This is a genomic window from Shouchella sp. JSM 1781072, from assembly GCF_041949915.1.
Classification (GTDB): Bacteria; Bacillota; Bacilli; order Bacillales; family Bacillaceae_D; genus Shouchella.
This window is the reverse complement of sequence record NZ_JBHFQE010000001.1, coordinates 702,812-728,794: the sequence shown is the minus strand read 5'-3', so window position 1 is coordinate 728,794 and position 25,983 is coordinate 702,812. Positions and strand designations below refer to the sequence as shown.

Genomic DNA, 25,983 nt, shown 5'->3' with positions numbered 1-25,983 from the left:
TATTCCCTATTTATTATCAAACAAAACCAATTATCGTTATGTTTTCTGCATTTTATCATAAATCCCCTTTTTGATTCTATTAATAATAAAAAGAGAGAAGGGAAACCCCCCTCTCTCTACATGTATCGACGAAAAACTACGATTGGTTTACCGATTATGCCTGCTAATATTAATTAAAATCCCGATAGACATTAGCATTAACGTTAAGGATGAACCACCATAACTTAAAAGCGGAAGCGTGATCCCGGTTACAGGCATCAACCCTGTAACCACCCCAATATTAATCATCACTTGAATGACGATCATGGTGACGATACCTGCCGCTAGAAAACTACCAAATAAATCTGGGGCGCCTAGCGCAATTCGGACTCCACGCCAGAAAATAACGGCAAATAAAAGTAAAACGAACACACCACCCATAAAACCTAATTCTTCTGCTAAAATCGCAAAAATAAAATCGGTCTGTGGTTCGGGTAAATAAAAATACTTTTGTCGACTTTCTCCTAGCCCCATTCCTAACAATCCACCAGGACCAATAGCCAAAAGAGATTGGATGATCTGAAAACCACTTTCCATTGGGTCTGCCCACGGATCAAGAAAGGAAGTAATTCGTTTTATTCGATAAGGCGCACTAATGATTAACACAACAAACCCTGCTACGCCAATTAAAAACAAGCCCATAAAATGCTTCACACGAGCGCCAGCGATAAATATCATCGCCACACATGTTCCTACCATGACCGTGCCTGTCCCTAAGTCTGGTTGCAACATAATCATCGCAAAGGCAACCATAACAAAACCTAATGCTGGCAATAGCCCTTTTCGAAATAAAACAATTCGCTTTTGGTTAACAGCTAAAAAATTGGCCAAGAAAATAATCATTGCGATCTTCATAAATTCTGACGGCTGGATGGAGAATGCACCAATTCCTAACCAACTTCTTGCACCTCCACGCACTAATCCAACTCCTGGAATTAAAACAAGGACGAGCAACACAAAGCAAATGATTAACAATACTTTTGAATAGGTGCGCCAAGTCCAATAATCAACTCTTGATATGAAGAACATTAACAGGACCCCTACACTTCCAAAGAAAAATTGTCTCTTTGCAAAAAACAATGAATCATCAAAGCGGTAGGTTGCCCACGCTTCACTTGCGCTGTATACCATAATTAATCCAATTGCGAGCAATGCGATGGTTGCAACAATTAAGATATAGTCGGGCGCCTGTCTTTCTTTGTTCATTGTTCACCCCCAGCATGTACCTTCTCTTCCTCACTATATGAACAAGAAGGGGAAAACATGTCCAAAACATTGCCTCTGACTCTTCCAATTTTTCCGAACTCAACAAAAAAACGGATCCCATAAAGGCATCCGTTTTTTAAGTAACTCTATAAGCAAGTTCACGCTATCCCTGTAACTCTTTCACTTGTGACACAGCCGCCAAAAAGGCGTCCCCACGTTCTTCAAACGTTGCATATTGATCCCAGCTTGCACACGCTGGCGAAAGCAAGATGACGTCTTCCTTTGCTGAATGAATAAACGCTTCTCTTACAGCGTCACGAACATCAACAGCCTGTACAACATCAATGCCTAGACGGGTAGCAAGGGACGCGAGCTTGTCTTTTGTTTCACCAAATACAATCATTGTTTTAACGTGAGACAAGCTCGGTGCTAAATCGTCAAAATCATTGCCACGATCAAGCCCGCCTGCTAATAAGACAACAGGCTTTGAGAACGATGTAAGTGCAGCTTGTGTAGCCAATACATTTGTTGCTTTTGAATCATTATATACCTTACGCCCCTGAACATTTCCTACGTATTGTAGACGATGTTTCACACCTGTAAAAGTAGTCAGGACGTTTTGAATTTGTGTCGTTTTCGCACCTGCTAATTTAGCAGCGGCTACAGCAGCAAGCATATTCTCTAAGTTATGCGCTCCTGGTAATACAATTTCGTTTAGCGCACAAATCATTTCTTCCTTGAAATAGATGGCCCCGTCTTTCACATAGGCACCTGTTGGTTGGGTGGATGTTGTTGAAAAAGGGACGAGTGTTGTAGAAGCATTCTGAACGTAACTTGACACAATGGCATCATCCGCTGAATAGACGAGATAATCTGATTCTGTCATGTTCTGATACACTTTAGCCTTTGCCTCTATGTATAACTCTTTTGTCCCGTGATAGTCCAAATGCGCATCAAATAAATTGAGCCAAACTGCAACTTTAGGTTTGAATTGATCAATGCCCATAAGTTGAAAACTAGATAGCTCTAGGACGATGATATCGTCCGCCGTTGCTTCTAACGCAACCCCCGTAGCCACTGTACCAATGTTCCCAGCTATTAAAGGTGTTTTTTCTGAGTCCATTAGCATCGCGTGCACGAGTGTAGTCGTTGTCGTCTTTCCATTTGAGCCTGTAATCGCAACGATCTCAGCTTCAGATAAATGATAAGCAAGCTCCACTTCTGTCCAAACTGGAATGTCACGCTGGACGGCTTCCGAAATAAGCAAGTTCGAGTATGGAATTCCGGGGTTTTTAATGATGAGGCTTGTTTCGTCTAATAAATGCAATGGATGACCACCACTTACAACCGTTATCCCTTTCTCTTCCAAGCTTTCAACTTCTTTGCTTTCCTCACGAGGCTTTCCATCATTCACAGTGACAATCGCACCAAGTTTATGAAGTGCCAGTGCAGCTGCCATTCCACTTTTTGCAAGGCCCACAACAAGAACTGGTTTGTTCGTTAAACTTGAAAAGGGCTTCATGTTAACCACACTCCAATATAAATCCCCATAATGGCAAACACCATGCCTAGTAACCAAAACGTCACAACAACTCGCCATTCAGACCAACCAACTAACTCATAATGATGGTGTAGAGGGCTCATTTTAAATACACGTTTACCTGTTGTCTTATACGAAATGACTTGAATAATAACGGATAGGGTTTCAATCACAAAAACGCCACCGATAATGATCAGCATTAATTCCATTTTAGTTAAAATTGCAATACCCGCTATCGCCCCGCCTAATGCTAAGGAGCCGGTATCACCCATAAAAACTTTTGCGGGATGGGCATTAAATACAAGAAACCCGAGTACCGCACCAGTAATCGCAGTTGAAAAAAGTGCTGCATCAATAAATCCAGCGCTCCACGCTAAGATCGCAAATGCACCAAACGCAATCGCACCTGTTCCTGCTAAAAGACCGTCAAGGCCATCGGTTAAGTTCACAGCGTTGCTTCCTGCTAGCAGCATGACAACAACGAGAACTGCATAAAACCATCCTAAGTCAATTCCAATCTCTGTTCCTGGAATAGAGATCATCGTGTCTAAATCAATATAGAGCAGTCCAACGTAAAACAATCCTGCAATAATGAGCTGACCGACTAGTTTTTGCTTAGACGTTAACCCTAGGTTATGTTTACGCGCGACTTTTAAATAATCGTCAAAAAAGCCAACGAGCCCGTAGCCAATTGTTACGAGCATCAACAATAGTAATTCAGGTGTAAACTCAAAAAAGACAAAGCCAATTAATAATGAGGTTACAAGAATGGACAAGACAATGACAATACCACCCATTGTCGGTGTACCACTTTTCTTTTGATGTGATTTCGGTCCTTCCTCACGAATACTCTGTCCGAACTTTAACCTTCTAAGGAAAGGAATAAAAATCGGCGAGAGTATGACCGCAAATAAAAAGGACACCGAGAGGACGATCAGTAACGTCCATTCTTCCATTTTAAGCGCCTCCTTTGACAGCCGATAACACTTGCTCCAAAGCAAGACGTCGTGATGCCTTTAGCAATACAACGGTGTCATGTTTCAAATGTGGTCGTATTAACGCGGCTACATCTTCGACTTTTTCTACGTAGTCAATCGCTACTGACCCATGCTGTTTCTTTAATTCATCGTAAATCCAAAATGCCTTTTCTCCGACACAGATAACATCGGTGATCGGTGCATCAATGGCTTCTGCTACACTTCGATGAAGAGCTTCTTCATCAGGTCCTAATTCATAAATATCTCCTAGTACCGCAATTCTCTTGTGAAAACCAGACATTGATTTTACCGTCTCAATTGCAGCTTTCATCGAACTAGGATTCGCATTATAGGCGTCGTTAATAAAGATCGAGCCTTCAGGACCTTCTACTCGTTCAAGCCTCATACCTGTAATCGCCGTTTGCGCTAGACGCGCTTTTATCAAGCTATCTGGTACACCTAGTCGCTGTGCGATCCACATGCCATACGCCGCATTTTTTACATTATGCTTGCCAAGTAGAGGCAAATGCCAAAACGATTCACCTAAAAACGAAAAGGTATACCCCTCGTTTGTTTGTTTCACGTCAGAAATGGTTTCTGTTGCAGCAGCGCCAAAACCAATTGAAATCGTTTCTTGCTGCTGAAACGATTCTAGCAACGGTTCATCTCCATCCATTACGAGCGCTCCGTTCGGTTTTAAACCATCTAGCATTTCCATTTTCGCTTTTGCGATACCTTCTCTTGAACCTAAATGTTCAATATGCGCTTCCCCAATATTTGTTACAATGCCCAAATCTGGTCGCGCTAGTTTGGAAAGAAGCGAAATTTCTCCTGCATGATTCATGCCCATCTCAACAACGGCAAATTTGCAGTCACGCGACATTGAAAGCAGCGTCAAGGGCAAACCAATATGGTTATTTAAATTCCCAGCAGTACGATGGACATACGGTTCCCCACCTAAGAGTTGGAAAACAATATCTTTTGTTGTCGTTTTTCCATTTGAACCCGTAATGCCAATGACATAAGGATTAACAGCATCGCGATAAACTTGAGCCAGTTTTTGAAGCGCCACTAGCGAGTTTTCAACAAAATAAAGTTGAAAATCAGCAGGTAGCCACGTTGGGATGGGTTCATCCTCTTGCCAAATCGATCCTGTAGCGCCAGAATCGATAGCTGCTTGAAGATAATGATGACCATTAAAACGGTCGCCAACGAGCGGAATAAACAGCGCATGCTTCGCTTGTTTTCTTGAATCAGTTGTGACACATTCAAAAGATCGAACGTCCTGTTGAATGTTCACTTGTTTTGCAACGGATTCAACCATTTTTGATTCAATCATTTTACTCGCTCCTTTAACGCTGTCCTTGCCACTTCTCGGTCATCAAAGTACGTACGGTTTCGACCGATTTCTTGATACGTCTCATGTCCTTTTCCGGCTATGACAATAATATCATTTTTCTCGGCTTGATTCATGGCGTAATGGATCGCTTCCGTCCGATCTTCAATTAAACGATATTGATCACGATCGAGCCCTGCCGTCATGTCTTGCAAAATCATTGAAGGATTTTCCGTTCTAGGGTTATCAGACGTGAAAATCGTCTCATCTGCGTATCTTACCGCGATTTCTCCCATAACTGGTCGCTTCGATTTGTCACGATCTCCACCACAACCAACCACAACACGAACTTTGTTGCTTGCAAAGTCTTGAACCGTTTTTAATACATTTTCCAAGCTGTCCGGTGTATGGGCATAGTCTACAATGACGGCAAAATCCTGACCAGAGTCTATAGGCTCAAACCGACCTGCAATTCCTGAGATGTGCGCTAACCCTTTTTGAATCGATGAAAGCGAGAATCCTGATACATATGCCGCAGACACTGCTGCTAACACGTTATAGACATTAAATAAGCCAATTAAACTCATTTTAATTTCGACCGATTCTCCGAAGACCGTAAGGGTAAAAGTCGTTCCGTTAGATTCAATGCGAACATCGGAAGCCATGATATCTGCTGGTTTTTTTATTCCATAAGTAATAATATCTGCTGTTGTCATTTGAATCAGTTGATCCGCCACTTGATCATCACTATTAAAAATGGCTGTTTTCCCATCATAAGTGTTACCAAGTTGTGAAAACAGTAAACTCTTTGCATACATATAGTGATCCATCGTTTGGTGATAATCGATATGATCTGGCGACAAGTTTGTAAAAATCGCAATATCAAAGTCACATCCACGCACACGCCCTAAGTGAAGAGCATGAGAAGACACTTCCATCAATGCTGTATCGACTTTTTGATCAACCATCGCTTGGAATCGTTGCTGCAATACGAGCGATTCCGGCGTCGTATTTTTCGTTTCAATCACTTCGTCGCCGACTTTCGTATACATCGTTCCAATCAAGCCCGTTGTGCGTTGTTCTTGTCTAAAAAGTTGATCTAAAATGTGCGTGACAGATGTTTTGCCGTTTGTTCCTGTTACACCAATCAATTGTAATTTTTTTGTCGGGTTATCATAAAATCGATTCGCAAGCTGTGCCATCACTCGCTTTGTATCACGAACGACAAATACAGGAATAGGCAGGTCAAGCTCCTTTTCTGCGATAATAGCGACAGCTCCATTGTTATACGCGCTTTTAGCAAAATCGTGTCCGTCTACCGTATAGCCATTAATACAGAAGAACAATGTTTTAGCACGCACTTCTCGAGAATCCATCTCTAAATGATCAATCTCAATCGCCGCTTCTTTCTCTTCTGCTATTTTTATGCCTCTAATTTGGTGAAGCAATTCTTCTAATTTCATTTTTTATTGCCTCCAACGTTCAACAATCAATCTTATCCACGTTTCTAGTTGTTTAAAGATGAATGAGTAATAAACACACGTCTTTTATTTTAGTCGTTCTCACTCGTTTTGTCACCCATATATACACGGATTGTTGAATCTTTTGGCACTCTAGAACCTGGTTCCGGGGCTTGACGAACGACGACATCCCCTTCTCCAGAGGCAGAAAGACGCAGTTCATAGTGCGATTCATAAATGTCTCTTGTCGTTCGACCAAGTAGATTCGGAACTTCCACTAAACCTTCTTCATCCCAAGTTAATTTTTTTTCAATTTGATCGTTTCGTTTTTCTACACCCATCGCTTCTAAACTATCGCCAATAATTTTACCGCCAATTGGTGCCGCAACTTGACCTCCATACTGTAAGGGAGCAGTCGCGTTATCAATCGCAACATAAACGATAATTTCCGGGTCATCCATAGGTGCAACGCCAAGAAAAGAAAGAATGTAATTGTTTTCTAAATAGCGACCGTCTTTTGCTTTTTGTGCGGTTCCCGTTTTCCCCCCAACACGATACCCATCAACAAACGCTTTTACCCCAGACCCTTGCGCAACGACGTGTTCCATTGCATAGCGAACTTGCTCAGATGTTTCTGGCGAAATGACTTGTCGTTTCATCACCGGGTTCGTACGTTCCACTACTTCTCCCGTTACATCATCAACCCATTCTTTGGCGATATAAGGCTCATACAAATAGCCCCCATTTACCGCTGCTGCAACGGCCGCAACTTGTTGGATTGGCGTCACTGCCACCCCTTGACCGAAAGAAGTCGTCGCTTGCTCTAGCGGTCCTACTCGATCACGATTAAACAAAATTCCTTTTGCTTCTCCTTGTAAGTCAACGCCTGTTTTTTGCCCGAAACCAAAGTCTTCAATATAGTCAAACAATCGATCTTTCCCTAAACGCTGCCCGAGCTCGACAAACCCAGGGTTACAGGAATTTTGCACGACTTCTAAAAACGTTTGCGAACCGTGGCCTCCTCGTTTCCAACAGTGAAGCTTTGTACCTGCCACATCCACATACCCTGGGTCATAAAAATGATCGTTATCTAAATCTACAAGATCTTCCTCTAGTGCTGCCGCTAAGGTGATTAACTTAAACGTTGATCCAGGCTCATACTGCATCCATACTGGTTTGTTTTGATTGTAAATTTCTGCAGGAACGTCGCGATAATTTTCAGGATTAAAGTGGGGACGACTGCTCATCGCTAAAATTTCCCCGTTTTTCGGATTCATGGCGATCGCCATAGCCCCGTCAGGATCGTACTTTGCTTCGGCAATATCCAACTCTCGTTCCATAATCGTTTGCACTTCACTGTCAATCGTTAATTTTAAATTTAATCCGTTAATCGGCGCTGTATATTCATCTGCCAAATTCGGCATCTTCGTATTTTTTGCTGTTGAATAAAACGAAACGTAGCCTTCTTTTCCTTTTAGTTTATCATCGTATACGTATTCAAGTCCTGTAAGTCCTTGATTGTCAATGCCAGCAAATCCTAAAACATGTGACAAGTAACTACCAAACGGATAGTGGCGCTTTGAATCTTCGGCAATGTAGATGCCTTCTAAATTTAACAGTCGAACTTCTTGCGCTACTTTTTGATCCATTTTCCGACCTTCTGGCCGAATGTATACTTTACTTTCTCTCTTCGTAATAGTTTTGTAAATCTCTTCTTGATTCCCTTTTAATACAGAGGCTAATTTCTCTGCAGCATCAACAGGATCTGTAATTTGTCTAGGAAACGCCACAATCGAAGGCGTACTAATATTCGTTGCGAGTTCTACACCATCACGATCCAGTATGTCTCCTCTTTTTGGTTGGAACGGAATGTCTCGACCCCAAGAATCCTCTGCTTTTTCTGTTAACCATAATCCTTGTCCGAACTGCACATATCCTAAACGCGCTCCAATTACTGTAAACACAACAAATCCTACAGCAAATAACAATAGAAGCCGTTTTCTAACGGTCACATTTGAAACTCGCACGGCTCTTCCCCACCTTCTATTCATTAGCATCCTGTCCTATGGTTAACCCTATGAGGCAATCACTAAATTTAGAACGAGCTGTCTGTGAACAACTAAATAAGGGCTTTTACAAAAAAAGACCCCGAGATTAGGAATCTCGAGGTGTTTATCGGTTTCTTAAGCTTAAATTGACTACATTTACTCATCACTTGCGTCTTCTTCGCTCGCTTCGGTTTCCTCTTCCGTCTCATCTACATCTTGTGGCGGCGTTGATTCAAGGGTTACGGAAACAGCATCTCCTTCAGCTATCGCTGTGCCTGCAATCGGTTCTTGCTGAACAACATAGCCACTGCCTGAGTAATCTAACTCTAAATCAAGTAAATGGACCATTTTTAATACGTCTCTTCTTGACCATCCGCTCATATCAGGAATGGTTTTTTCATCACCATTTGTAATAAGAATGACGGTTTCATCTTCTAGTAATCGCGTGCCTGCTTCCGGTTCTTGATGTTCGATTGTATCCCCGTCACCGATTACAACGACATCTTTGTCCGCAAGGGTTTCGGTCGCTTGAGACGTCCGTTCTCCAATTGCTTCAATCATATGGAACCCTTGATCTTCTGCTTCTTCTTGTAATTCTTCGTCATTCGGCTCTAAGTCAAGGTACGCCATACTACTTTGCATTACGGCATTAAAAATAGTCGACACAGGGTCATTTCCAGATTGATCTGAGCTTAAATTAGGCTTTGTTACGGATACGTAGACAACGATATCCGGATCGTCATATGGAGCCATTCCAAGAAACGAATACAAATACTGACCGTTCCCTTTTAAATAGCCACCTTGTTCAGCAATTTGCGCGGTCCCAGTTTTTCCAGCTACCTCAAGACCTTGAATATTGTATTTATTTCCTGTTCCGTGCTCTTCTGTTACAACGCCACGGAGCAAGTCACGTACGTGAGCAGCCGTTTCTGCTGAGATCGGCTCTCCCACCACTTCACTTTCTCCTTGTTGCAACGATTCACCCTCTTCATCACGGATCTCTTGGACGATATACGGTTTCATCATCGTGCCACCATTGGCAATTGCCGTCGCTCCTTGAATAAGCTGAATCGGCGTCATCGTCGACGTTTGTCCAAACGCTGTTGTTGCAGCATCAAGCCGTCTTCCTTTTTCAAGTCGACCAGGGCTTTCTTGGTCAAGGTCAATGCCAGTTGGCTGTGAAAAGCCGAATGCTTCTAAGTATTGATAAAATGGTTCGATCCCTAAATCTTCTAAAACAAGCTTAGACATTAACACATTAGATGAACGATGGAACCCTTCCTCATACGTGATCTCCCCCCAACCGTCAGGGTTAACGTCGTGGATCTTACTGTTCATGTCAATTTCATAATTACCAGATTTAAACATTTGCTCATCATTAAAATATCCTTCTTCAATGGCCGCAGCAACGGTAAACATTTTCAAGGTTGAACCTGGCTCAACCGCGTCGGTAACTGCGTAATTCAAATAATTTTCAATTTGTCCGTATTGGTTCGGATTGAAACTCGGACGGTTTGACATCGCCAAGATCTCGCCTGTATTTGCGTCCGCAGCAATTGCGGTCATTTTTTCTGGCGCATATTCTAATTCTACTTGAGACATCGCTTGTTCCATTGAGGCTTGAATTCTTGTATCAATGGTTAACTGAATATCAGCTCCATCTTGAGGCAACGTAATATTTTCCGCTGGTGAATTCACTTTGCCTAATCGACTATATTCAATTGCGCCATCCTCTGAAGCTAAATACTCATCTAATCGACCTTCTAAACCGATATTATTGATTTCTTCATTGACACTCTGTTGACCAATCACATGAGAAGCAAACGTTTGTTTCGGATAATAACGGCGTGTCGTTTCTTCCATTTGAATGCCTGGTAACTGTAGTTCAACAATGTCTTCCTTTGTTTCATACGGCAAGTATCGAGACGTTGGCCCTAATTCAATTTGATAGCGTCCTTCTTCTTTTCCTTTGTTCAGCATGCTCGCCAATTCATCCACTTCTAATTGAACATAAGGAGCCAGTTGCTCAGCTGTTGCCTCGGTATCTTTGATATAATTTCCTTCGCCTTGATTTTCTGACAATACCGCAAGCACATGATAGGCTGGAACATCCTCAGCTAACACGCTTGCATTTCGGTCTAAAATGGAGCCTCGCTCACTCGGCAATACTTCCGATTGGTTGTAACGCTCTTCTGCCATTGCAACCAAATCATTTCCTTTTACTTCTTTTGCAAGTTGTATATAAGCGATTCGCCCTACTAAAACAGCAAATACCGCTAAGAAAATAAACAGTAGGACAACAGCTCGCTTGTTTGTAACGGCGCGTTTTATTTCCAATTCGGTTCCTCCTTTAAAAATCTAAAGAAAAAACTAGTTCAAATTTGAACTAGTCATGGTTGCATCCCCATCTCTTTCGCTCGACGCATGACATTCACTGGCGCACTCTCTTCAGCAAGGATTGTTTTTAGCCCATCATTTTCCATTGTCAATTCAGTTACTCTCGTTTGTTCACTTTGAACAGACGTGCTTAATCCGTAAATGTTCGAGTAATTATGTACAATCAAACACAGCATAGCAAATACAACGATTGCGAACAACGTGGCAATCATTTTTTCACCTAGTGTAATTCTTGCACGGTAACGAATGACTTGTTTTTCCTTGTGAATCGGGCGTTCCTGTGGCTGTGTGTACGATTGTCTAGCTAACATCCTTTATCCTCCTTTTAATCGTGCCTACCTTTTTTCAATCACACGTAATTTCGCTGAGCGAGAGCGATTATTTTCATTCAGCTCTTCGTCTGACGCAACAATGGGTTTTCTCGTCACTAATTTGAATGGCGCTTGCTTATCATCTGGTATAATCGGTAATCCCTTTGGCAAATCAGGAATCGACGTCTTCTCTTTAAACACTTGTTTACACAAACGGTCTTCAAGAGAGTGAAACGTAATAACCGCTATGCGCCCACTTGGCTTTAACAACTGGAGCGCATCAACAAGAGCGTCTTCAAATGCACCTAATTCATCATTAACGGCAATGCGGATCGCTTGAAACGTTCGTTTTGCCGGATGACCTCCAGCCCGACGAGCAGGAGCTGGAATCGCATCTTTTATAATCTCAACTAATTCATCGGTTGTCTCAATTGGAGCTTTTTCTCGCACTGCTTCAATTTTTCTCGCAATTTGTTTAGCAAATTTTTCTTCCCCATAGCGAGAAATAATCGCCATCAATTTTTGAAAGGTCCACTCATTCACAACTTGTTTAGCGGTAAGCTCTGCACGCTGATCCATCCGCATATCGAGTGGCGCGTTTTGATGGTAGCTAAACCCTCTTTCCGCTTCATCTAATTGCGGAGAAGAGACACCTAAATCAAACAGAATCCCATCTACTTCATGAACACCATGCTCTGCTAACTCGTCTTTCAAAAAACGAAAATTACTTCGGATGAATGTCACTTTATGGAGCTGATCTTGCAACACTTCTTTTGCATGATTAATTGCTTTTTCATCTTGGTCAAACGCATACAGATGGCCTTGATCAAGCTGCTCAACAATTCGTTTCGAGTGACCTGCACCACCTAAGGTACAGTCCACGTAGATTCCATCTTTTTTAATGTCCAATTGTTGAACCGATTCTTCTTTTAACACAGTTGTATGTAAAAACATCTTGCACCTAATTCCTTTTTTCAATTTGCTTTAGAGCTATAGATCAAAGTCAACGAGATTCTCCGCAATTTCTGCGAAAGAGTCTTCCGAGTCTGACACATAGTCTTCCCAAAGAGACTTACTCCATACTTCTACTCGGCTTGACACGCCTATGACTACACACTCTTTTTCTAATTTAGCATACTCTCGTAAGTGATTCGGAACATTTATTCTTCCTTGTTTATCCAATTCACACTCTGCAGCACCTGAAAAAAAGAATCGAGTGAACGCACGGGCATCTTTTTTAGTAAAAGGGAGTTCTTTTAATTGGCCTTCAAGCTTGTCCCACTCTGCTTTTGGATAGACAAATAAGCAGTGATCCAAGCCTCTTGTTACAACAAACGAAGCGCCGAGCGGTTCTCTGAATTTGGCAGGAACGATCATGCGGCCTTTATCATCAATGGTATGCCGATATTCGCCTAAAAACATACGCTGCCAACCTCCCACCACTTTCTCCCCTAAACTTACCACAAACCCCCACTTTGTACCACTCTGAAGTGCACATTTCCACGAAATAAAAAAAAATCCTGCATTCCTACAGGATTTTCCGTTGATTTTTTTATTGACAAGCACTGACAGGATTAGATGTAAATTAAAAGGTGACGATATGAATCTCCATCTAATTCATCTATGAAGCGTTGGATGCTGTCGGTCCCTGCAAGGTTTAACAGAATAATTGGGTTTAAAATTCGTTCTTGCAAACTAGAAAAAGGATGCAACCAGCGAATTGCTTCATCATATTTTCTCAATTCTGTTTCGTAGCGACGGTTCATTTCTTTATTCATAAATGCTTTGAGACGAACTAATTGATCTTCTATGAAGGCTTTGTTTTTTAAACTTAGGTCATAAACTGTTGGATCCATTTCTTTCGCCAGCTCTCGTAACGGAAGATGAGCGACTTCCATTTGCTGCTGGGCACGCTGAATCTCCTCTTCAATCTCAAATGAATGCTGGCGATCAAGCCATTGTTGCTTTAACTGTGGACCATTCCCGTTAATGTAGGCTGCAGGGTCTTCGTTTTTGTCGGCTAAATGTTTTTCAACAGATCTTGGTACAATCGTTGCTGAAAATCGTTGCACAACAGGCGTCATATTAAATTCAAAGCATGAGAAGCAATCTTTTAACGCGCCCCAATACGCAATCTCTCCTGGTCCGCCTACAAAAGCAAGCGAAGGCAACAACCATTCTTGCATAAGCGGCCTTGTTACTACATTGTTGCTAAACCTTTCAGGATGTTCATCAAGTTCTGCTAGTAATTCCGATTTCGAGAATCGTATTGACGTTTCTGCAATGTAAAAGATCTCGTCACTATAGTTAAGTCGATGACGTTTTCCATCGACTGTATAAAAAAGATGGGCATTGTCTTGATCTGTATCAATCGGTTTCTGATAGCCTTGCTCTGCAAATCGAGTTTCTCCATCGATGTAAGCCGTTTGCAAGTCTTCCACACGATCAATAAGGCTTTTGAAAAATGGCTTTTCAATGGCTCTTAACGCTTCATCATCACTATCTAAATAAAGCAAGCCTTCTTCTGCAAACAAGTCGTGCATCATCGTCATAAAAAAGTCGACATATGTACGGGCATGTTTTGCATGATGGTCAACTTTTCCTTTTAATTCAGCCGTATGGCTCGTTTCGGGTAGCGCTGAAAATAACTCACTAATTAGGTCGTGTAGTTCCGCTTGTGGTAAAACCTTTTTGGAAGCAGATGTCCCATCCACTTCATCCGCAAGCAATCGTTTTTTCCATTTCGTTGCTTCAGGTCTATAGATTGTTCGCACTTCATCCAAATCATGGTCTTCCCCTGCAATCCAAAATAACGGTACAACGGGACGGCCTAGCTTTTTTTCATAGGATTTCGCAAGTACAATGACGGTGATTGCTTTATAAACACTGTATAAAGGGCCAGTAAATAAGCCAGCTTGCTGTCCACCTACAACAACCATCGCATCTTCTTGCTTTAATTTATGTAATTGCTCCTCGATTTTTTTTCGATTCGGAAGGCTCTCCATATTCCGTTCCAAATACGTAATAACATCTTGTTTATGCGTAAAACGACGGTCCGTTAAATCTTGACATCGTTTTTGTAACCATTGCTTATCCGATGGGATGTAAGAAAAAAAGTCAGCCATTTGCTCTTGACTTTTCTCATAATCGGCGGCGAAGCCTTTTAAGGTATTCTCACTAAGCTCCTCAATTTTCATAGCAAATCTTCTCCTCATCAGCCATTTTCCATATCCGCTTACCATCATAGCAAAAACAGGTGACACAACCAAATAAGTTGCTTCATCATCTCCTATTTGTACATCGCTTGCTTTCCTTGCAACAGCTCGTACAATAAAGAAAGCAGCGGAATTGGAAGTTGACGCTCCTTTCCTTTCTTTAAAAGGTATCCAACAATTCCATCCAACTCTAGCGGGCGTTCTTGTCGTAAGTCCGTTAACATCGACGATTGATTTTCTTTCGTTTGTTCGCAAATGCGCTTTACTTCTCGCCACTTTTCATCTCGATCACATCGGTTTAACACCAGCATCACTTCTAAAAAACACCGCTCCATCACTTGCTCATAAAAAGGATTGGCGATTAATGCTCCATTTTTTACGTTTAATAATGCCGTTAACGGATTGATGCACGCATTCATAATTAACTTTGATTCTAGCATATCTTTATAGTCGTTCTGCCACACAAACGATAACCGATTGGGTGCAATAAGAGTAGTGAAGTCAAGCGTTCCACCTGCAAATCCATTACGAAAAGCAGCGATTTTCACTCTCCCCTCCCCTTTCACAGAAACAAGATTAGGTTTATCTACGTCTTTCAGTAATCCATATTCAACAATTCCAACGTAGACAGGCTCTGAAAGCTGTTCAATAGTTTGCAAGTGCTCCATTCCATTTTGCAAAAATAGCCAGTTTGTCCCCTTTACATCAAGCCTACGGTATTCTTCTACTACCTGCTTAACTTGGTAGGACTTCACACAAACAATAATGACATCATACGTTTCGTTTAACGACCTGTTTATCAAGAAGTCCCTCGCATTAAAGTCTTGGTCTTTTCGCTTCACGTTAACCCCGTCTGCTTCTATGAGAGCAGCAGTTTGTTTGCTTCGCATAAATAAAGACACGTCAACCTCTTCACTTCGTAGCGTTGCAGCTATAAACAATCCAACTGCACCCGCTCCGATCACAGCAATTTTCATCCTTCCACCACCACTACTTTTTGAATACTTCCCATTATACGTGGTGATCGTTGATTTTTAAATTGACAAACATGTTTGTTTTTAATGCGCTTCCATTCAATTTATAGTAAAATAAAGAAGAACACATCAGTGGAGCAGGAGGTTTTATACACAATGATTAAAGTTGAACGACTACTAATTAATTATAAGACTTTAGAAGAGTTTAGGAATTTTCGTGATTATGGCGCAGCTGAGCTTTCGATGAAAGATGATTTAAATCAAAGCATCGTTGAGAATGATAGCGAGTCTCCTTTTTATGGCATTTATTACGGGAAAAAACTTGTTGCACGGATGAGTCTGTATCAAATTGACGGAAACTTCGATCAGTATTTTGACCCTCCACAAGATTATCTAGAATTATGGAAGCTTGAAGTGCTAGAGCCTTATCGCGGTCAAGGGTACGGACGTGCCTTAATTGATTTTGCTAAAAGCTTTGAAATTCCGGTTAAAACAAACGCCCGCCAAAGCACAGGCGAATTTTGGTCAAAGCTCGGTTTTGAACCGATTACGTATCAAGAAGAGCGTGACCGTGGCGAAAGTCCTTACGTTTGGTTCCCTTCCGGCGTATTTGAACAAAAGAAGCCAAAACCGAAACAAACACAATCCCAAGAATAAGAAAAAACAGCCTCGTGTTTTCACGCGGCTGTTTTATAATGTCTTTTCAAGCAAACTATGATTGGTTAACTTCCGAGCACGATCCATAATTTCTAGAAGAGAGCGATAGTCCTGCGTGATGACATTCTTTTCTTTCTCTACTTTTTCGAGCTTTTCTTTTAGCATTTCATTTTCCGCTTTAAGCATGCTTGCATCGTCAACATCTTGCTTTGCTTTCATTGATTGTAAGTAATCAATGACTGCATCTAAGTCTAATGGCTTTTCTTGTGAAACCTCTTCTACATGATCAATTGGTGCTGCTTGAATTTCTTCTGGCTCATGCTGATACACCATTTCTGAATCTGACTTTGCTTTTTCCTTCTTTAATACCGTACGTTTTTTCTTCGCCATATTTACTTCTGCTGTATATTTTTTTCGGATTGTTGAATTCCATCTAAATCCACACGCTGCACTCGTTCGAGAAAGTGCGTCTGCAACTTCTTCAAATGCTGCTAGCTGCGTACTTCCTTCCCTAATATGACGCAATACGGTGTCAGCTAAAAGTAAATCATCTTCATGCGACCATGCATCTTGACGATTTGCCGTCATGTTTAGCCCCTCCCTTTCCTTATCCACTTAAACCGTAGTTAAGTCTATGCTCCAATTTACAGAAATAGACGTTTCTATTAAAACATCATCTCCAAGTCTACTCTTGCTTATACAAAAAAAAAGAAAGCCATCGAATGGCTTTCTTTTTATTTTGAAGCTACTTTTTCACCTTTGTAAGAACCACACTCTTTGCAGACGCGGTGAGAAAGTTTGTACTCTCCACAATCTGGGCATTCTACCATACCTGGTACTTCTAGTTTAAGATGCGTACGACGCTTCGCTTTTCTAGTCTTAGATGTTCTTCTAAATGGAACTGCCATGTTTATTACACCTCCTTAAAATTAAGTCGAAGAATAGCGCTTATTTTTCATCAAAGAATTTCGCCAAGTCTGCTAGCCTTGGGTCAATTTGGTCACTGTTCTTCTCATCTGAAACCAATTCCCAATCCTTCCCAGAAGAAGGAGCAGGTGTTTCGGTTGGTTTATCAGCGAACACTTGCATAGGAATTTCTACAAGAATGCGCTCTTGTATCATATGAGATAAATCAATCACATCACCCGCATACGTGAAAACATCTTCTTCTCTTAAATGGGAAGGAGGCATTTCACCTTCTGGGACAAAATGAGCTTGACCTTTTATATCATATGGCCATTCGACATCCGCTAATGTTCGGGAACAAGGTAAAACCAAATGCCCCTTCACAGCAAAATCAAATGAAAACACGTTTCGACTTGCATTTGCTGTCCCTTTAAAGGAAACAGGACTTGCGGCTCGAACATCCTGGTGTTCTTTTAATTGATCTTCCAACGTTACATTTTCATCAAAATGAAACGATTCATTTCGCGCTTGTTGAAGAGCTTGAACGGTCCATTTCATGTATCCTCACCTCATAGGCAACAAAAATCATTATAAGTCTCAACGACAGGAATGTCAACCTTATTTCTTTACAGCAAAAGCCTTTTATTCTCTGCCGTTATTCTTGTATAATGTAGCCACAGACGACTAACATTTAGTTTATCACGAGAACGTTTTTCATGCAAAAAAAGGAGGGTTTGAATGAAAGCCGTCGGTCTTGTAGTTGAATATAATCCGTTTCATAATGGTCATTTGCATCACGTGTTAAAAGCAAAAGAAGATACACAAGCGGACGTAGTAGTAGCCGTTATGAGCGGATCATTTTTACAAAGAGGAGAACCAGCACTACTTTCTAAACGGGTTCGAGCGGAAATGGCGCTCCGAACAGGCGTTGATGTTGTAGTTGAACTACCTTATGGATACGCGGTTCAAACCGCTCCCTATTTCGCAGAAGGTGCGGTTCGAATTCTGTCAGCGTTGTGCTGCTCCTCGCTTCACTTCGGCAGTGAAGAAGGGGAAATCAAGCGTTTTACAGATCTTGCGACTTTTATCCGTACCCATAAGGCTGAATATGACGCTTATGTACGACACTATTTAAAACAAGGCGATTCATACCCTAAAGCAAGCGCCGAGGCCTTTTCATCTTTAGTTGGTTCTGACAAGCAGCTACCGTTAAACCAGCCAAATAATATTCTTGGGTTCCATTATGTTCAGCAACTCTATGCCCAACATACATCAATGCAAGCTTTTACAACAAAACGTATTGTAGCAAACTATCACGACGAAGATCTCGGAACCCATTCAATTGCAAGCGCCACAAGTATTCGCCACGCGCTTAACCAAAACAAAACAACTGAACACGTTTTACCTCCTTATTCAAGATTATTGTTAGACAATTATAAAGAAGAACATGGTCAGTTTCACTTTTGGGAAGCCTATTTTCCTTATCTCAACTATCAAATTTTAACCCGCAGCCCTGAAGAGTTAAAAGAGATTGCTGAATGTGAAGAAGGCTTGGAATACCGATTAATTGAGACTGGAAAAGTAGCAACCACTTTTCAAGACTGGCTCAATCGATTGAAAACAAAACGGTATACGAGCACAAGGCTACAACGTTTGTTTGTCCATTTATTAACTGGAACAACGAAAAAACAAGTCGAAGCAGCACGTTTAGAAGCCGACCATTCTTACATTCGTTTACTTGGCATGAGTCAAAAGGGAAGACAATACTTAAATGAGCATAAAAAAAGCTTCACCCTCCCTATCATTACAAGAGAAGCTGAACTAAAGCATTACGGTACATTAGGTGCTCTTGACCAACGAGCAACAAATTGCTATTGGTTAACAAAACCAGCATCCCTTCATGCAAACACGATCGAGCGTGAATTTAAAGCGACACCAGTTTACATAAAAGATGAATAACACTGGAACACAATGTTCATCTCTCTCATTTAAAATCGTCGCACAACCCTTAGCTTGGATCAGTGCGACGATTTTTTTAACCCGTACTATTCATCTTGTAAGGTTTCTAAAAAGCTCAATGCTTCTTCAAACGTTTGAATTGGCACAATTTCCATATCTGTGTTAATGGATTCAGCCGCTGCACGTGCATCTTCATAATTATTTCCACTTGTTGGGACGAGGAAATAGTCCGCTCCTGCTCGATCGGAAGCGACTACTTTTTGGTTTGCACCACCGATGGACCCTACGTCCCCATCTTCATTGATCGTTCCTGTTCCAGCAATTTGATAGCCAGCAGTTAAATCAATATCTTCTAATTGACTATATACTTCCAATGCGAAGATAAGACCCGCTGAAGGCCCCCCTATTGCCCCTGCAGCAATGTCGACTTCTGGAGTAAAGGTCGTTGTTCGAACCGTTTCTACTGATACTCCTACGCCAACGCGGTCACGATCCATGTTTAACTCGTCCGGAAACGAAGAAAATTCAAGGTTTTTCATAAGGGTTTCTTCTTCTCGTTCAAACGTCAGTGTGACAATATCCCCTTCAGAATACATCGCTAGTGTATCAATCAGCGCTTCACTTGTCTCAATGGCTTCCCCATCAACGTGGGTAATAATGTCACCAGGCTCCAGCTGTTCATCAGCGGACATGCCTTCAGTGGTACCTACAACATAGACGCCGGTATATTCAATCTCCACTTCCCCAGCTTCAGATGCTTGAAAGGCTGCAATTTTTGCATCATCTTGAGAGTTTGACATTAACAACTGTTGTCGCTGGTCATATTCTTCATCTGTCATACCAGACGGTGCTGGATTCAGAGACCGAAATTCACTAAACCACGACCACGCCATTAATGCCGGTGTCGCTTTTGCACTTCTCACTGTCGTTAACATAAACGTTCCTTCATCATCTTTATTTCCATCTCTTACATCGACCATCTCTTCTACAGATTGCGCCAATCCTGGTTGACTATAATAGTACGGCAGTTCAAGACGAACGATTACAAGTAAGACAACGACAAGGACGAGCCATTTTACCCATGGAAATGACTTTCGCTTTTGTTCCATTCTTTACCTCCACTGCTTCATTCTATCCTTTATTTCAGGCAATACGTTTTGGCATGCCTGCTCACCCTGTTCAATCAGTTTCTCCGTTTCGGAAAAATCTAACGGAGAAGAATGTTTAATAATTGGACGAATCATAATGTCCCCTTGTTCCTTTTGTTTGCGAGCTAGTTCTCTACCCATAATATCCATCGTTTGCATAACAATTTCATGAATAGACGACGTTTTTAAATGGGAACGAAAAAAAGATACGTCCACGCCAATAATAATGTCGGCACCCATTTCGCGCGCCACCGACACAGGCACGCGTTCCACCACTCCACCATCAACCAGGAGTTGATCGCCCCATTTGACCGGTACAAAAATACCTGGAATCGACATGCTCGCTCGGACTGCTTTTGCCACATCGCCATCAGCTAGAATGACTCGATTTCCAGTTAACAAATCTGTCGCCACGACCCGAACCTCTTTATTGAGCTCTTTAAACGTTTTTTGCTTCGCTAATATACGTACTAAACTTTCAATCTTATCACCCGCAATTAGCCCTTGCCTGGAAACGGTAAAATCTAAGTAAAATTTATTTTTAAATAGCTTTGCAAAACGCTCCATATGCTCAATGGAATGACCGACTCCATACATCGTTGCTACAAGAGCACCCATGCTACTTCCTGCGAGAAAATCGATGTGAATCCCCGCCTTCTCAAGTGCACGTAGTACGCCAATATGCGCAAAACCTCGTGCGCCACCAGAGCCTAATGCAAGTCCAATTCTAGGGCGATTCGCTTCCACATGAGCCCCTCCTTTTCTCCTGATGCACTTCCTTACATCTGCTTTTAATCTTATGGTCTAAACAAAATCCGTATGCGTATATTTATAGGGACATGCTTTTGTTTGCTAGCCACAGTAAAGGAGTCCTGAATGCATGCATGAAGCGCGAAAAACCTCTCTTATTAAATCCGCCATCTTTGCTATGGCAGCAATTATTTTAGCTCTCTCACTCGTTCTTTTTCCGAAAGAGGCTCTTGACGCATCCACACGAGGACTAGATATGTGGTGGAACGTTGTCTTTCCATCATTGTTGCCTTTTTTTATTGTATCAGAACTACTTATCGGATTTGGCGTTGTCGCGTTTCTCGGCGTTGTTCTTGAACCGCTTATGCGCCCCCTTTTTAAAGTACCGGGAATTGGTGGCTTTGTTTGGGCGATGGGCCTCGCAAGCGGAAACCCTGCTGGCGCTAAATTAGCTGTGCAAATGCGTAAACTGGGAAAGATTACGCGTATCGAAGGAGAACGGCTTGCAGGCTTTACCAATTCTTCTAATCCTTTATTTATTTTTGGCGCAATCGCCGTAGGTTTTTTTCATAATCCGGCTTTAGGTATGATTCTCGCGCTTGCTCATTATGTTGGCAATTTATTTGTTGGTTTCTTATTTCGCTTCTACGGAAAAGAAACGGAAACGTTACCTCGTACACATGGTAAGAAGCGTTTACACATCACCGATGCATTCGCAGCCCTCCACCAAGAACGGATAAAGGATGGTCGGACCATTGGAAAACTCCTTGGAGATGCCGTTCGATCATCCATTGAAACGTTACTGTTGATTGGTGGATTTATTATTTTGTTCTCCGTTTTAAATCAATTATTAAGCTTATTAGGGGTTATAGCGATCATTGCATTTTTCGTCAGTCATCTTTTTGGCCACATTGGTCTGTCTCCAGAACTAGCTCACGCTTTTATTTCTGGTTTATTCGAAATCACAATTGGGGCGCAAATTATTAGTGAAACAACATCCGCTGATTTTTTATCTCAAATTATCGTTGTTTCATTTATTCTTGGCTTTGGTGGATTCTCTATTCAAGCACAAGTTGCCAGCATACTTGCTGAATCAGACATCCGCTTTCGCCCATTTCTTTTAGCACGGTTATTACAAGGTATTGCAGCAGCTGGTCTTGTCGTTGTTTTTTATCATTTATTATATAAACCGTTAACAGATGAAGTGAGCGGTCCTGACAGTAGGATGCTCCCAACATTTGCAGAAACTGTATGGCATTCGTTTCTTGACTGGTCACCATACATAACATTTTTCTTCCTAAGCTTGTTTATCGTGCTCAAAATCCCTCACGTAAAAAAAGACGATCGCTTAAGCTAGAAATCTAATGAATTAGACACTTCAATTGCGTTAGGCGACGATCCCTTATTCTTTTGCATACACACGGTTTAACGCGTCAGCCACAGCCGCGGGCACGAGCGAGGACACATCTCCGCCGTAGCTCGCCGCTTCTTTTACGATCGTAGAGCTCACATAACTATATTCAGGTTTTGTCATTAGAAAAAGCGTGTCCACATCTGGAACAATGGTTTTATTCATTGCAGCAATATTATGTTCGTAATCATAATCCGTGCTCGAGCGTAACCCCCGTATAATGGCTGAGGCGCCGTTATTTTTTGCGTAATCAACAAGTAAACCTGTAAAAGGCTCCACTGTTAGATTAGAGATGTGAGCTGTTGCTCGTTTTAATAATTCAACCCGCTCTTCTAAGGAAAAAAGCGGCGTTTTTTTACTGTTTACAGACACAACAATGATTAATTCGTCAAACTGATTTGCCGCTCGTTCAAATAAATCAATATGTCCATTTGTAACTGGATCAAAACTACCTGAACTAACTGCTTTCCTCAACTACATTCACCCTTTCATATATCGTTATTTTGGTTTCTCCATATCGTTCCGAGCGAATAATAGATAAATGTTCAAAATGAGGCAGTTCGCTTGATGCGGCTGTTTCACAAACGATGAGGCCTCCTCGCTCCAAGACCTCACTACCATTAATTTTTTCTAATGCATCTTTTATGTATAACTCTGCCTTAGCATATGGAGGATCAATTACTATTAGTTGAAAGGTTTCACCGCGGCTAATAACTGCTTTTAGACCTCTCAAACTGTCATTTTTATAAACAGTTGCTTTATCACTTAATTTTGTATGGGTTAAATTCGTTTGAATCGTTTGCACGGCTTGATGTTGCGCTTCAATAAAAAATCCTTTATCCATCCCTCGGCTTATCGCTTCAATTCCAAGCGCTCCACTGCCTGCAAACAAATCAAGCACTTGTCCCCCCTCAAAATAAGGGCCAATCATATTAAAAATTGATTCTTTCACTTTATCTGTTGTTGGCCTTGTTTGTTTACCAGGAACAGGCTTAAGTTTTAATCCACCTTGTTCACCTGAGATTACCCTCACATTATCACCCTATCCTATGAATTAATGAATACATGTATAACGCATGCGTTTCTTGTACATACTAAATCTAGCAACACAGATCGTGTTGCGACAACCGCGGAGAAGACTTACATTTCCCCATAAGATCTTCCTCCGGTTTCTCCTCTCCCATTGCCATGTGGATCATGGCAAGGCATTCTTCTTCGTGAAGAATGCCTTTTTTTATCGACACTCGTCCAAAGACATGGTATGATGCAAGCGATTCTAGAGAAGGAAGTAGGAAGAAAAGATGAACCAACGCGTCATTAAACTAGGTAATGGTCACGCTGATTTCTTTGAACTGATGGAACTTGCGTCATCAAACAAAGCTCGTTTACTTGCTTGTTTTCAGCTTCAAACGTTAGAAGACCGCTTGTCTCTCGGCATTGTTTTCAAGCCTGCTCGTCATCCGTCTACCTTTATGCCCATTTACCTTTGTCTTGAAGGCTTTAAACCAGATAGTAAAAGAGTACAACAATTTACAGCCTTTGCACACCAAGAAGACCTCACTGTCCATACAGTTGCTGTAAAGGCACTTAACCAATTTTTTGATGAAGAGCAATATGCTCGTTACCTAATCGGACTGTTACGATCACAGCGAGTTATCCCCCCTATGAGTTAAAAAATAAACCAGACGAACGTCTGGTTTAAATCCCTAGCTTATAATCATATTCTTTCGCTTTATCAGGCTTTGCATCTTCATACTCGGTATTCACGAACGGTCGCATAGAAGGCTTCACATCAGTCACAAAATGAAACGACTGCAATTTATCAATAATGTCGTCTACTTTCTCTTGATCACAGTAGAACACGACATACTTCATTTTTTTTGATACGTATTGAACATGGCCAAAGCGTCGTAACTGCCTTGCATACTTTAGTGATGTAAGCCAAACAACAATCCCTTGACGACTTGGACTTAACATAGCTCATACCCCTCTTTTTAAAAAATCATTACTTTATTTTACCACAATTTTCTTTTTTTATGTAAAAGAATGTAGCTGCGTTATCCGCAACTACATCCACCACCAGAACCACATCCACCACTACATGACATCGAATCAAAAAATGGATTTCCAGTTGGTACTTTAATTGATGGCGAAACCGTATGGGCAAGCACGCCACTCAATTCATTTAATAAATCTTCAAGCTCCGTTTCAGCTTTTTTAAACTCAGCAACAGATTCGTCTCGATCCAAATCTCTCTTTGCTGTACGTATATCGTTTGATACGGTTTTATAATCAGGATGGTATTTCCCAAACCGTTGCACTTCTTCATGCGCAACTTTTAAATTAGAAAACCGTTCAATTTTTTGTTGAGCTTCAGTATCACGATTAAGGCGATCACGCGCTTCGATATACTGTGCGAACAGCTCTGATTGAAGAACAACGGATGCGAGTTCATCAGAGGCGTTAAGTAGTTCAACAGTATCTAATGTAGCTATCACGGCTGCACCTCCTCTAGCATATTGTATCATGGGTATTTAGTAGATCGAAAGGTTTTTTTCAATTTGACAAGGACAGGTTTCTTCCATATAATTCTTTCGACACACACTGGAGGACGCTTACATGAATTTAATTACGTTCAACCCGTTTCGAACGATTGGACTTCCTGGTATTGACTATGTAAAACCAGAAAATATGTTTAAAGATCAAAATCGAATTGAGCAAGCCGACCTTTGTTTATTTCCAGAAAATTGGCAAGTGAACAGCCTTGTTTACGGCTTAAAAAAGAAAATATTCCCAAGTATCGAGAGTATCCACCTCGGCTATAACAAAATTGAAATGACCCGAGCGCTATGGACAATTTGTCCGACAAACATTCCCTATACACTCATCTTAGGATCAAGCTCAAAAACCGTACAAGATGTGCTCGACACATTCGCCTTTCCTTTCGTAGCGAAAACCACCCGCTCATCAATGGGAAGAGGTGTGTTTCTTATTCAAAACGAAGAAGATTTTCACGCCTATGCATCGAATCATGATGTTTTGTATGTGCAAGAGTACATCGAGTCAAACCGAGACCTTCGACTATGCGTTATTGGTGATAAAGTCGTGAATAGCTATTGGCGAGAAAGCAGTGGTTTCAAAAACAATGTTGCGCAAGGCGGGGTGATCTCGTTCGAATCGATTCCTCAAGAGGCTATTATACTCGTTGAACGAGTGGCAAAAAAACTTTCATTGGATCATGTTGGCTTTGACGTTATTGTCAGAGATGGCCAATTTTATATTTTAGAATTCAATACGTTATTCGGAAATCAAGGGTTCTTAGCTCAAGGTATACGCGTTGAAGATTACATTTACGCGCATATCAAAAAGTCTGTAACGAGTTAATTCGTTACAGACTGCACGGTTTCTGAAACTGTACTCTGACCCATTTTAATCATTTCCATTAGCATCACCATCATACTCACATTATTTTGCATGCGCTCTACACGCTGAGGAAACGTCTTACCATAAAAGTAATTCGACTCTTTTTCCATTTCATTTAATCGCTGCGGATTTCGAGACAAGGTACGGTACCATTCCGGATGATAACGCATAAATTCACGTAATTTTGCATCCTGCATCATTTTTAAGCGAATATCTTCTCTCATAA

At 41.4% G+C, this 25,983-nt stretch carries 27 protein-coding genes; 5 read left to right on the top strand and 22 right to left on the bottom strand.

Features of this window, described 5'->3' with window-relative positions; translation table 11 throughout:
• Window positions 1–147 precede the first annotated feature (147 nt).
• The 12 genes from spoVE to ACE1TH_RS03845 all read right to left on the bottom strand — a co-directional run bounded on the left by spoVE (window position 148) and on the right by ACE1TH_RS03845 (window position 15,506).
• Window positions 148–1,245, bottom strand: coding sequence for a stage V sporulation protein E (gene spoVE / locus ACE1TH_RS03900; RefSeq protein WP_099301146.1), 1,098 nt, complete (start codon window positions 1,243–1,245; stop codon window positions 148–150).
• Between the two features lie 163 nt (window positions 1,246–1,408).
• Complete coding sequence (gene murD, locus ACE1TH_RS03895) at window positions 1,409–2,767, bottom strand: UDP-N-acetylmuramoyl-L-alanine--D-glutamate ligase (RefSeq protein WP_375078393.1); 1,359 nt, start codon at window positions 2,765–2,767, stop codon at window positions 1,409–1,411.
• Window positions 2,764–3,741, bottom strand: a complete 978-nt coding sequence (mraY, locus tag ACE1TH_RS03890) for a phospho-N-acetylmuramoyl-pentapeptide-transferase (RefSeq protein WP_255223387.1) — start codon at window positions 3,739–3,741, stop codon at window positions 2,764–2,766. The genes murD and mraY overlap by 4 nt, the downstream gene beginning before the upstream one ends.
• A gap of 1 nt (window position 3,742) precedes the next feature.
• Entirely contained in the window at window positions 3,743–5,101 is a 1,359-nt protein-coding gene (locus ACE1TH_RS03885; protein ID WP_375078392.1) for a UDP-N-acetylmuramoyl-tripeptide--D-alanyl-D-alanine ligase, read from the bottom strand.
• Window positions 5,098–6,561 (bottom strand): UDP-N-acetylmuramoyl-L-alanyl-D-glutamate--2,6-diaminopimelate ligase, encoded by a 1,464-nt coding sequence (locus ACE1TH_RS03880; RefSeq protein ID WP_375078391.1) that lies wholly within the window; start codon window positions 6,559–6,561, stop codon window positions 5,098–5,100. The genes ACE1TH_RS03885 and ACE1TH_RS03880 overlap by 4 nt, the downstream gene beginning before the upstream one ends.
• 89 nt (window positions 6,562–6,650) lie before the next feature.
• Window positions 6,651–8,585: a stage V sporulation protein D gene (locus ACE1TH_RS03875; RefSeq protein ID WP_099301151.1), complete on the bottom strand. Its 1,935-nt coding sequence runs from the start codon at window positions 8,583–8,585 to the stop codon at window positions 6,651–6,653.
• Between the two features lie 177 nt (window positions 8,586–8,762).
• A complete protein-coding gene (locus tag ACE1TH_RS03870) occupies window positions 8,763–10,943 on the bottom strand; it encodes a penicillin-binding protein (RefSeq protein WP_375078390.1) in 2,181 nt (726 codons plus the stop codon).
• 53 nt (window positions 10,944–10,996) lie between these two features.
• Window positions 10,997–11,314: a cell division protein FtsL gene (locus tag ACE1TH_RS03865; RefSeq protein WP_375078389.1), complete on the bottom strand. Its 318-nt coding sequence runs from the start codon at window positions 11,312–11,314 to the stop codon at window positions 10,997–10,999.
• Between the two features lie 24 nt (window positions 11,315–11,338).
• Window positions 11,339–12,268 carry a 16S rRNA (cytosine(1402)-N(4))-methyltransferase RsmH gene (gene rsmH, locus ACE1TH_RS03860; protein WP_099301154.1) on the bottom strand — a complete coding sequence of 310 codons (930 nt, stop codon included), beginning with the start codon at window positions 12,266–12,268 and terminating at the stop codon, window positions 11,339–11,341.
• A 36-nt stretch (window positions 12,269–12,304) separates the two neighbouring features.
• A complete protein-coding gene (mraZ, locus tag ACE1TH_RS03855; RefSeq protein ID WP_099302126.1) occupies window positions 12,305–12,736 on the bottom strand; it encodes a division/cell wall cluster transcriptional repressor MraZ in 432 nt (143 codons plus the stop codon).
• A 152-nt stretch (window positions 12,737–12,888) separates the two neighbouring features.
• Window positions 12,889–14,511 carry a bacillithiol biosynthesis cysteine-adding enzyme BshC gene (gene bshC / locus ACE1TH_RS03850; RefSeq protein ID WP_176554262.1) on the bottom strand — a complete coding sequence of 541 codons (1,623 nt, stop codon included), beginning with the start codon at window positions 14,509–14,511 and terminating at the stop codon, window positions 12,889–12,891.
• A 92-nt stretch (window positions 14,512–14,603) separates the two neighbouring features.
• A complete protein-coding gene (locus ACE1TH_RS03845; RefSeq protein WP_375078388.1) occupies window positions 14,604–15,506 on the bottom strand; it encodes a 2-dehydropantoate 2-reductase in 903 nt (300 codons plus the stop codon).
• A 153-nt stretch (window positions 15,507–15,659) separates the two neighbouring features.
• On the opposite strand from ACE1TH_RS03845, the gene ACE1TH_RS03840 reads away from it, so the two are divergent.
• A complete protein-coding gene (locus tag ACE1TH_RS03840) occupies window positions 15,660–16,160 on the top strand; it encodes an N-acetyltransferase (protein WP_099301157.1) in 501 nt (166 codons plus the stop codon).
• Window positions 16,161–16,193: 33 nt separating this feature from the next.
• Here ACE1TH_RS03840 and ACE1TH_RS03835 read toward each other — a convergent pair whose 3' ends face one another.
• The 3 genes from ACE1TH_RS03835 to ACE1TH_RS03825 all read right to left on the bottom strand — a co-directional run bounded on the left by ACE1TH_RS03835 (window position 16,194) and on the right by ACE1TH_RS03825 (window position 17,624).
• A complete protein-coding gene (locus ACE1TH_RS03835; protein ID WP_099301158.1) occupies window positions 16,194–16,748 on the bottom strand; it encodes an RsfA family transcriptional regulator in 555 nt (184 codons plus the stop codon).
• Between the two features lie 146 nt (window positions 16,749–16,894).
• Window positions 16,895–17,068 carry a 50S ribosomal protein L32 gene (gene rpmF / locus ACE1TH_RS03830; protein ID WP_099301159.1) on the bottom strand — a complete coding sequence of 58 codons (174 nt, stop codon included), beginning with the start codon at window positions 17,066–17,068 and terminating at the stop codon, window positions 16,895–16,897.
• Between the two features lie 40 nt (window positions 17,069–17,108).
• Complete coding sequence (locus ACE1TH_RS03825; RefSeq protein WP_099301160.1) at window positions 17,109–17,624, bottom strand: YceD family protein; 516 nt, start codon at window positions 17,622–17,624, stop codon at window positions 17,109–17,111.
• 180 nt (window positions 17,625–17,804) lie between these two features.
• Between ACE1TH_RS03825 and ACE1TH_RS03820 the strand changes: the two genes are divergently transcribed.
• Entirely contained in the window at window positions 17,805–19,025 is a 1,221-nt protein-coding gene (locus tag ACE1TH_RS03820; protein WP_099301161.1) for a nucleotidyltransferase, read from the top strand.
• Between the two features lie 86 nt (window positions 19,026–19,111).
• Here the strand turns inward: ACE1TH_RS03820 and ACE1TH_RS03815 are convergent, their stop codons facing one another.
• Together ACE1TH_RS03815 and ACE1TH_RS03810 are read right to left on the bottom strand one after the other, a co-directional pair.
• Window positions 19,112–20,134, bottom strand: coding sequence for a SepM family pheromone-processing serine protease (locus tag ACE1TH_RS03815; RefSeq protein WP_255223392.1), 1,023 nt, complete (start codon window positions 20,132–20,134; stop codon window positions 19,112–19,114).
• Between the two features lie 3 nt (window positions 20,135–20,137).
• Window positions 20,138–20,920, bottom strand: coding sequence for a patatin-like phospholipase family protein (locus ACE1TH_RS03810; protein ID WP_375078387.1), 783 nt, complete (start codon window positions 20,918–20,920; stop codon window positions 20,138–20,140).
• A 181-nt stretch (window positions 20,921–21,101) separates the two neighbouring features.
• Between ACE1TH_RS03810 and ylbJ the strand changes: the two genes are divergently transcribed.
• A complete protein-coding gene (gene ylbJ / locus ACE1TH_RS03805) occupies window positions 21,102–22,280 on the top strand; it encodes a sporulation integral membrane protein YlbJ (protein WP_375078386.1) in 1,179 nt (392 codons plus the stop codon).
• Window positions 22,281–22,325: 45 nt separating this feature from the next.
• On the opposite strand, the gene coaD is transcribed toward ylbJ, so the two are convergent.
• Together coaD and rsmD are read right to left on the bottom strand one after the other, a co-directional pair.
• Complete coding sequence (gene coaD / locus ACE1TH_RS03800) at window positions 22,326–22,808, bottom strand: pantetheine-phosphate adenylyltransferase (RefSeq protein ID WP_375078385.1); 483 nt, start codon at window positions 22,806–22,808, stop codon at window positions 22,326–22,328.
• Window positions 22,792–23,367: a 16S rRNA (guanine(966)-N(2))-methyltransferase RsmD gene (rsmD, locus tag ACE1TH_RS03795; RefSeq protein WP_375078384.1), complete on the bottom strand. Its 576-nt coding sequence runs from the start codon at window positions 23,365–23,367 to the stop codon at window positions 22,792–22,794. Before rsmD ends, coaD begins: the two co-directional genes overlap by 17 nt.
• Window positions 23,368–23,635: 268 nt before the next feature.
• Between rsmD and ACE1TH_RS03790 the strand changes: the two genes are divergently transcribed.
• The gene (locus ACE1TH_RS03790; protein WP_099301167.1) at window positions 23,636–24,007 is read left to right on the top strand and encodes a DUF7147 family protein; all 372 of its coding nucleotides are present in this window, start codon (window positions 23,636–23,638) and stop codon (window positions 24,005–24,007) included.
• A gap of 25 nt (window positions 24,008–24,032) precedes the next feature.
• Here ACE1TH_RS03790 and ACE1TH_RS03785 read toward each other — a convergent pair whose 3' ends face one another.
• Window positions 24,033–24,311, bottom strand: a complete 279-nt coding sequence (locus ACE1TH_RS03785; RefSeq protein WP_099301168.1) for a YlbG family protein — start codon at window positions 24,309–24,311, stop codon at window positions 24,033–24,035.
• 80 nt (window positions 24,312–24,391) lie between these two features.
• Complete coding sequence (locus ACE1TH_RS03780) at window positions 24,392–24,832, bottom strand: YlbF/YmcA family competence regulator (protein WP_099301169.1); 441 nt, start codon at window positions 24,830–24,832, stop codon at window positions 24,392–24,394.
• 121 nt (window positions 24,833–24,953) lie between these two features.
• Between ACE1TH_RS03780 and ACE1TH_RS03775 the strand changes: the two genes are divergently transcribed.
• Complete coding sequence (locus ACE1TH_RS03775) at window positions 24,954–25,718, top strand: ATP-grasp domain-containing protein (RefSeq protein WP_375078383.1); 765 nt, start codon at window positions 24,954–24,956, stop codon at window positions 25,716–25,718.
• On the opposite strand, the gene ACE1TH_RS03770 is transcribed toward ACE1TH_RS03775, so the two are convergent.
• Window positions 25,715–25,981: a YlbE-like family protein gene (locus ACE1TH_RS03770; RefSeq protein ID WP_099301171.1), complete on the bottom strand. Its 267-nt coding sequence runs from the start codon at window positions 25,979–25,981 to the stop codon at window positions 25,715–25,717. The two genes, ACE1TH_RS03775 and ACE1TH_RS03770, sit on opposite strands and share 4 nt — an antisense overlap.
• Window positions 25,982–25,983 lie beyond the last annotated feature (2 nt).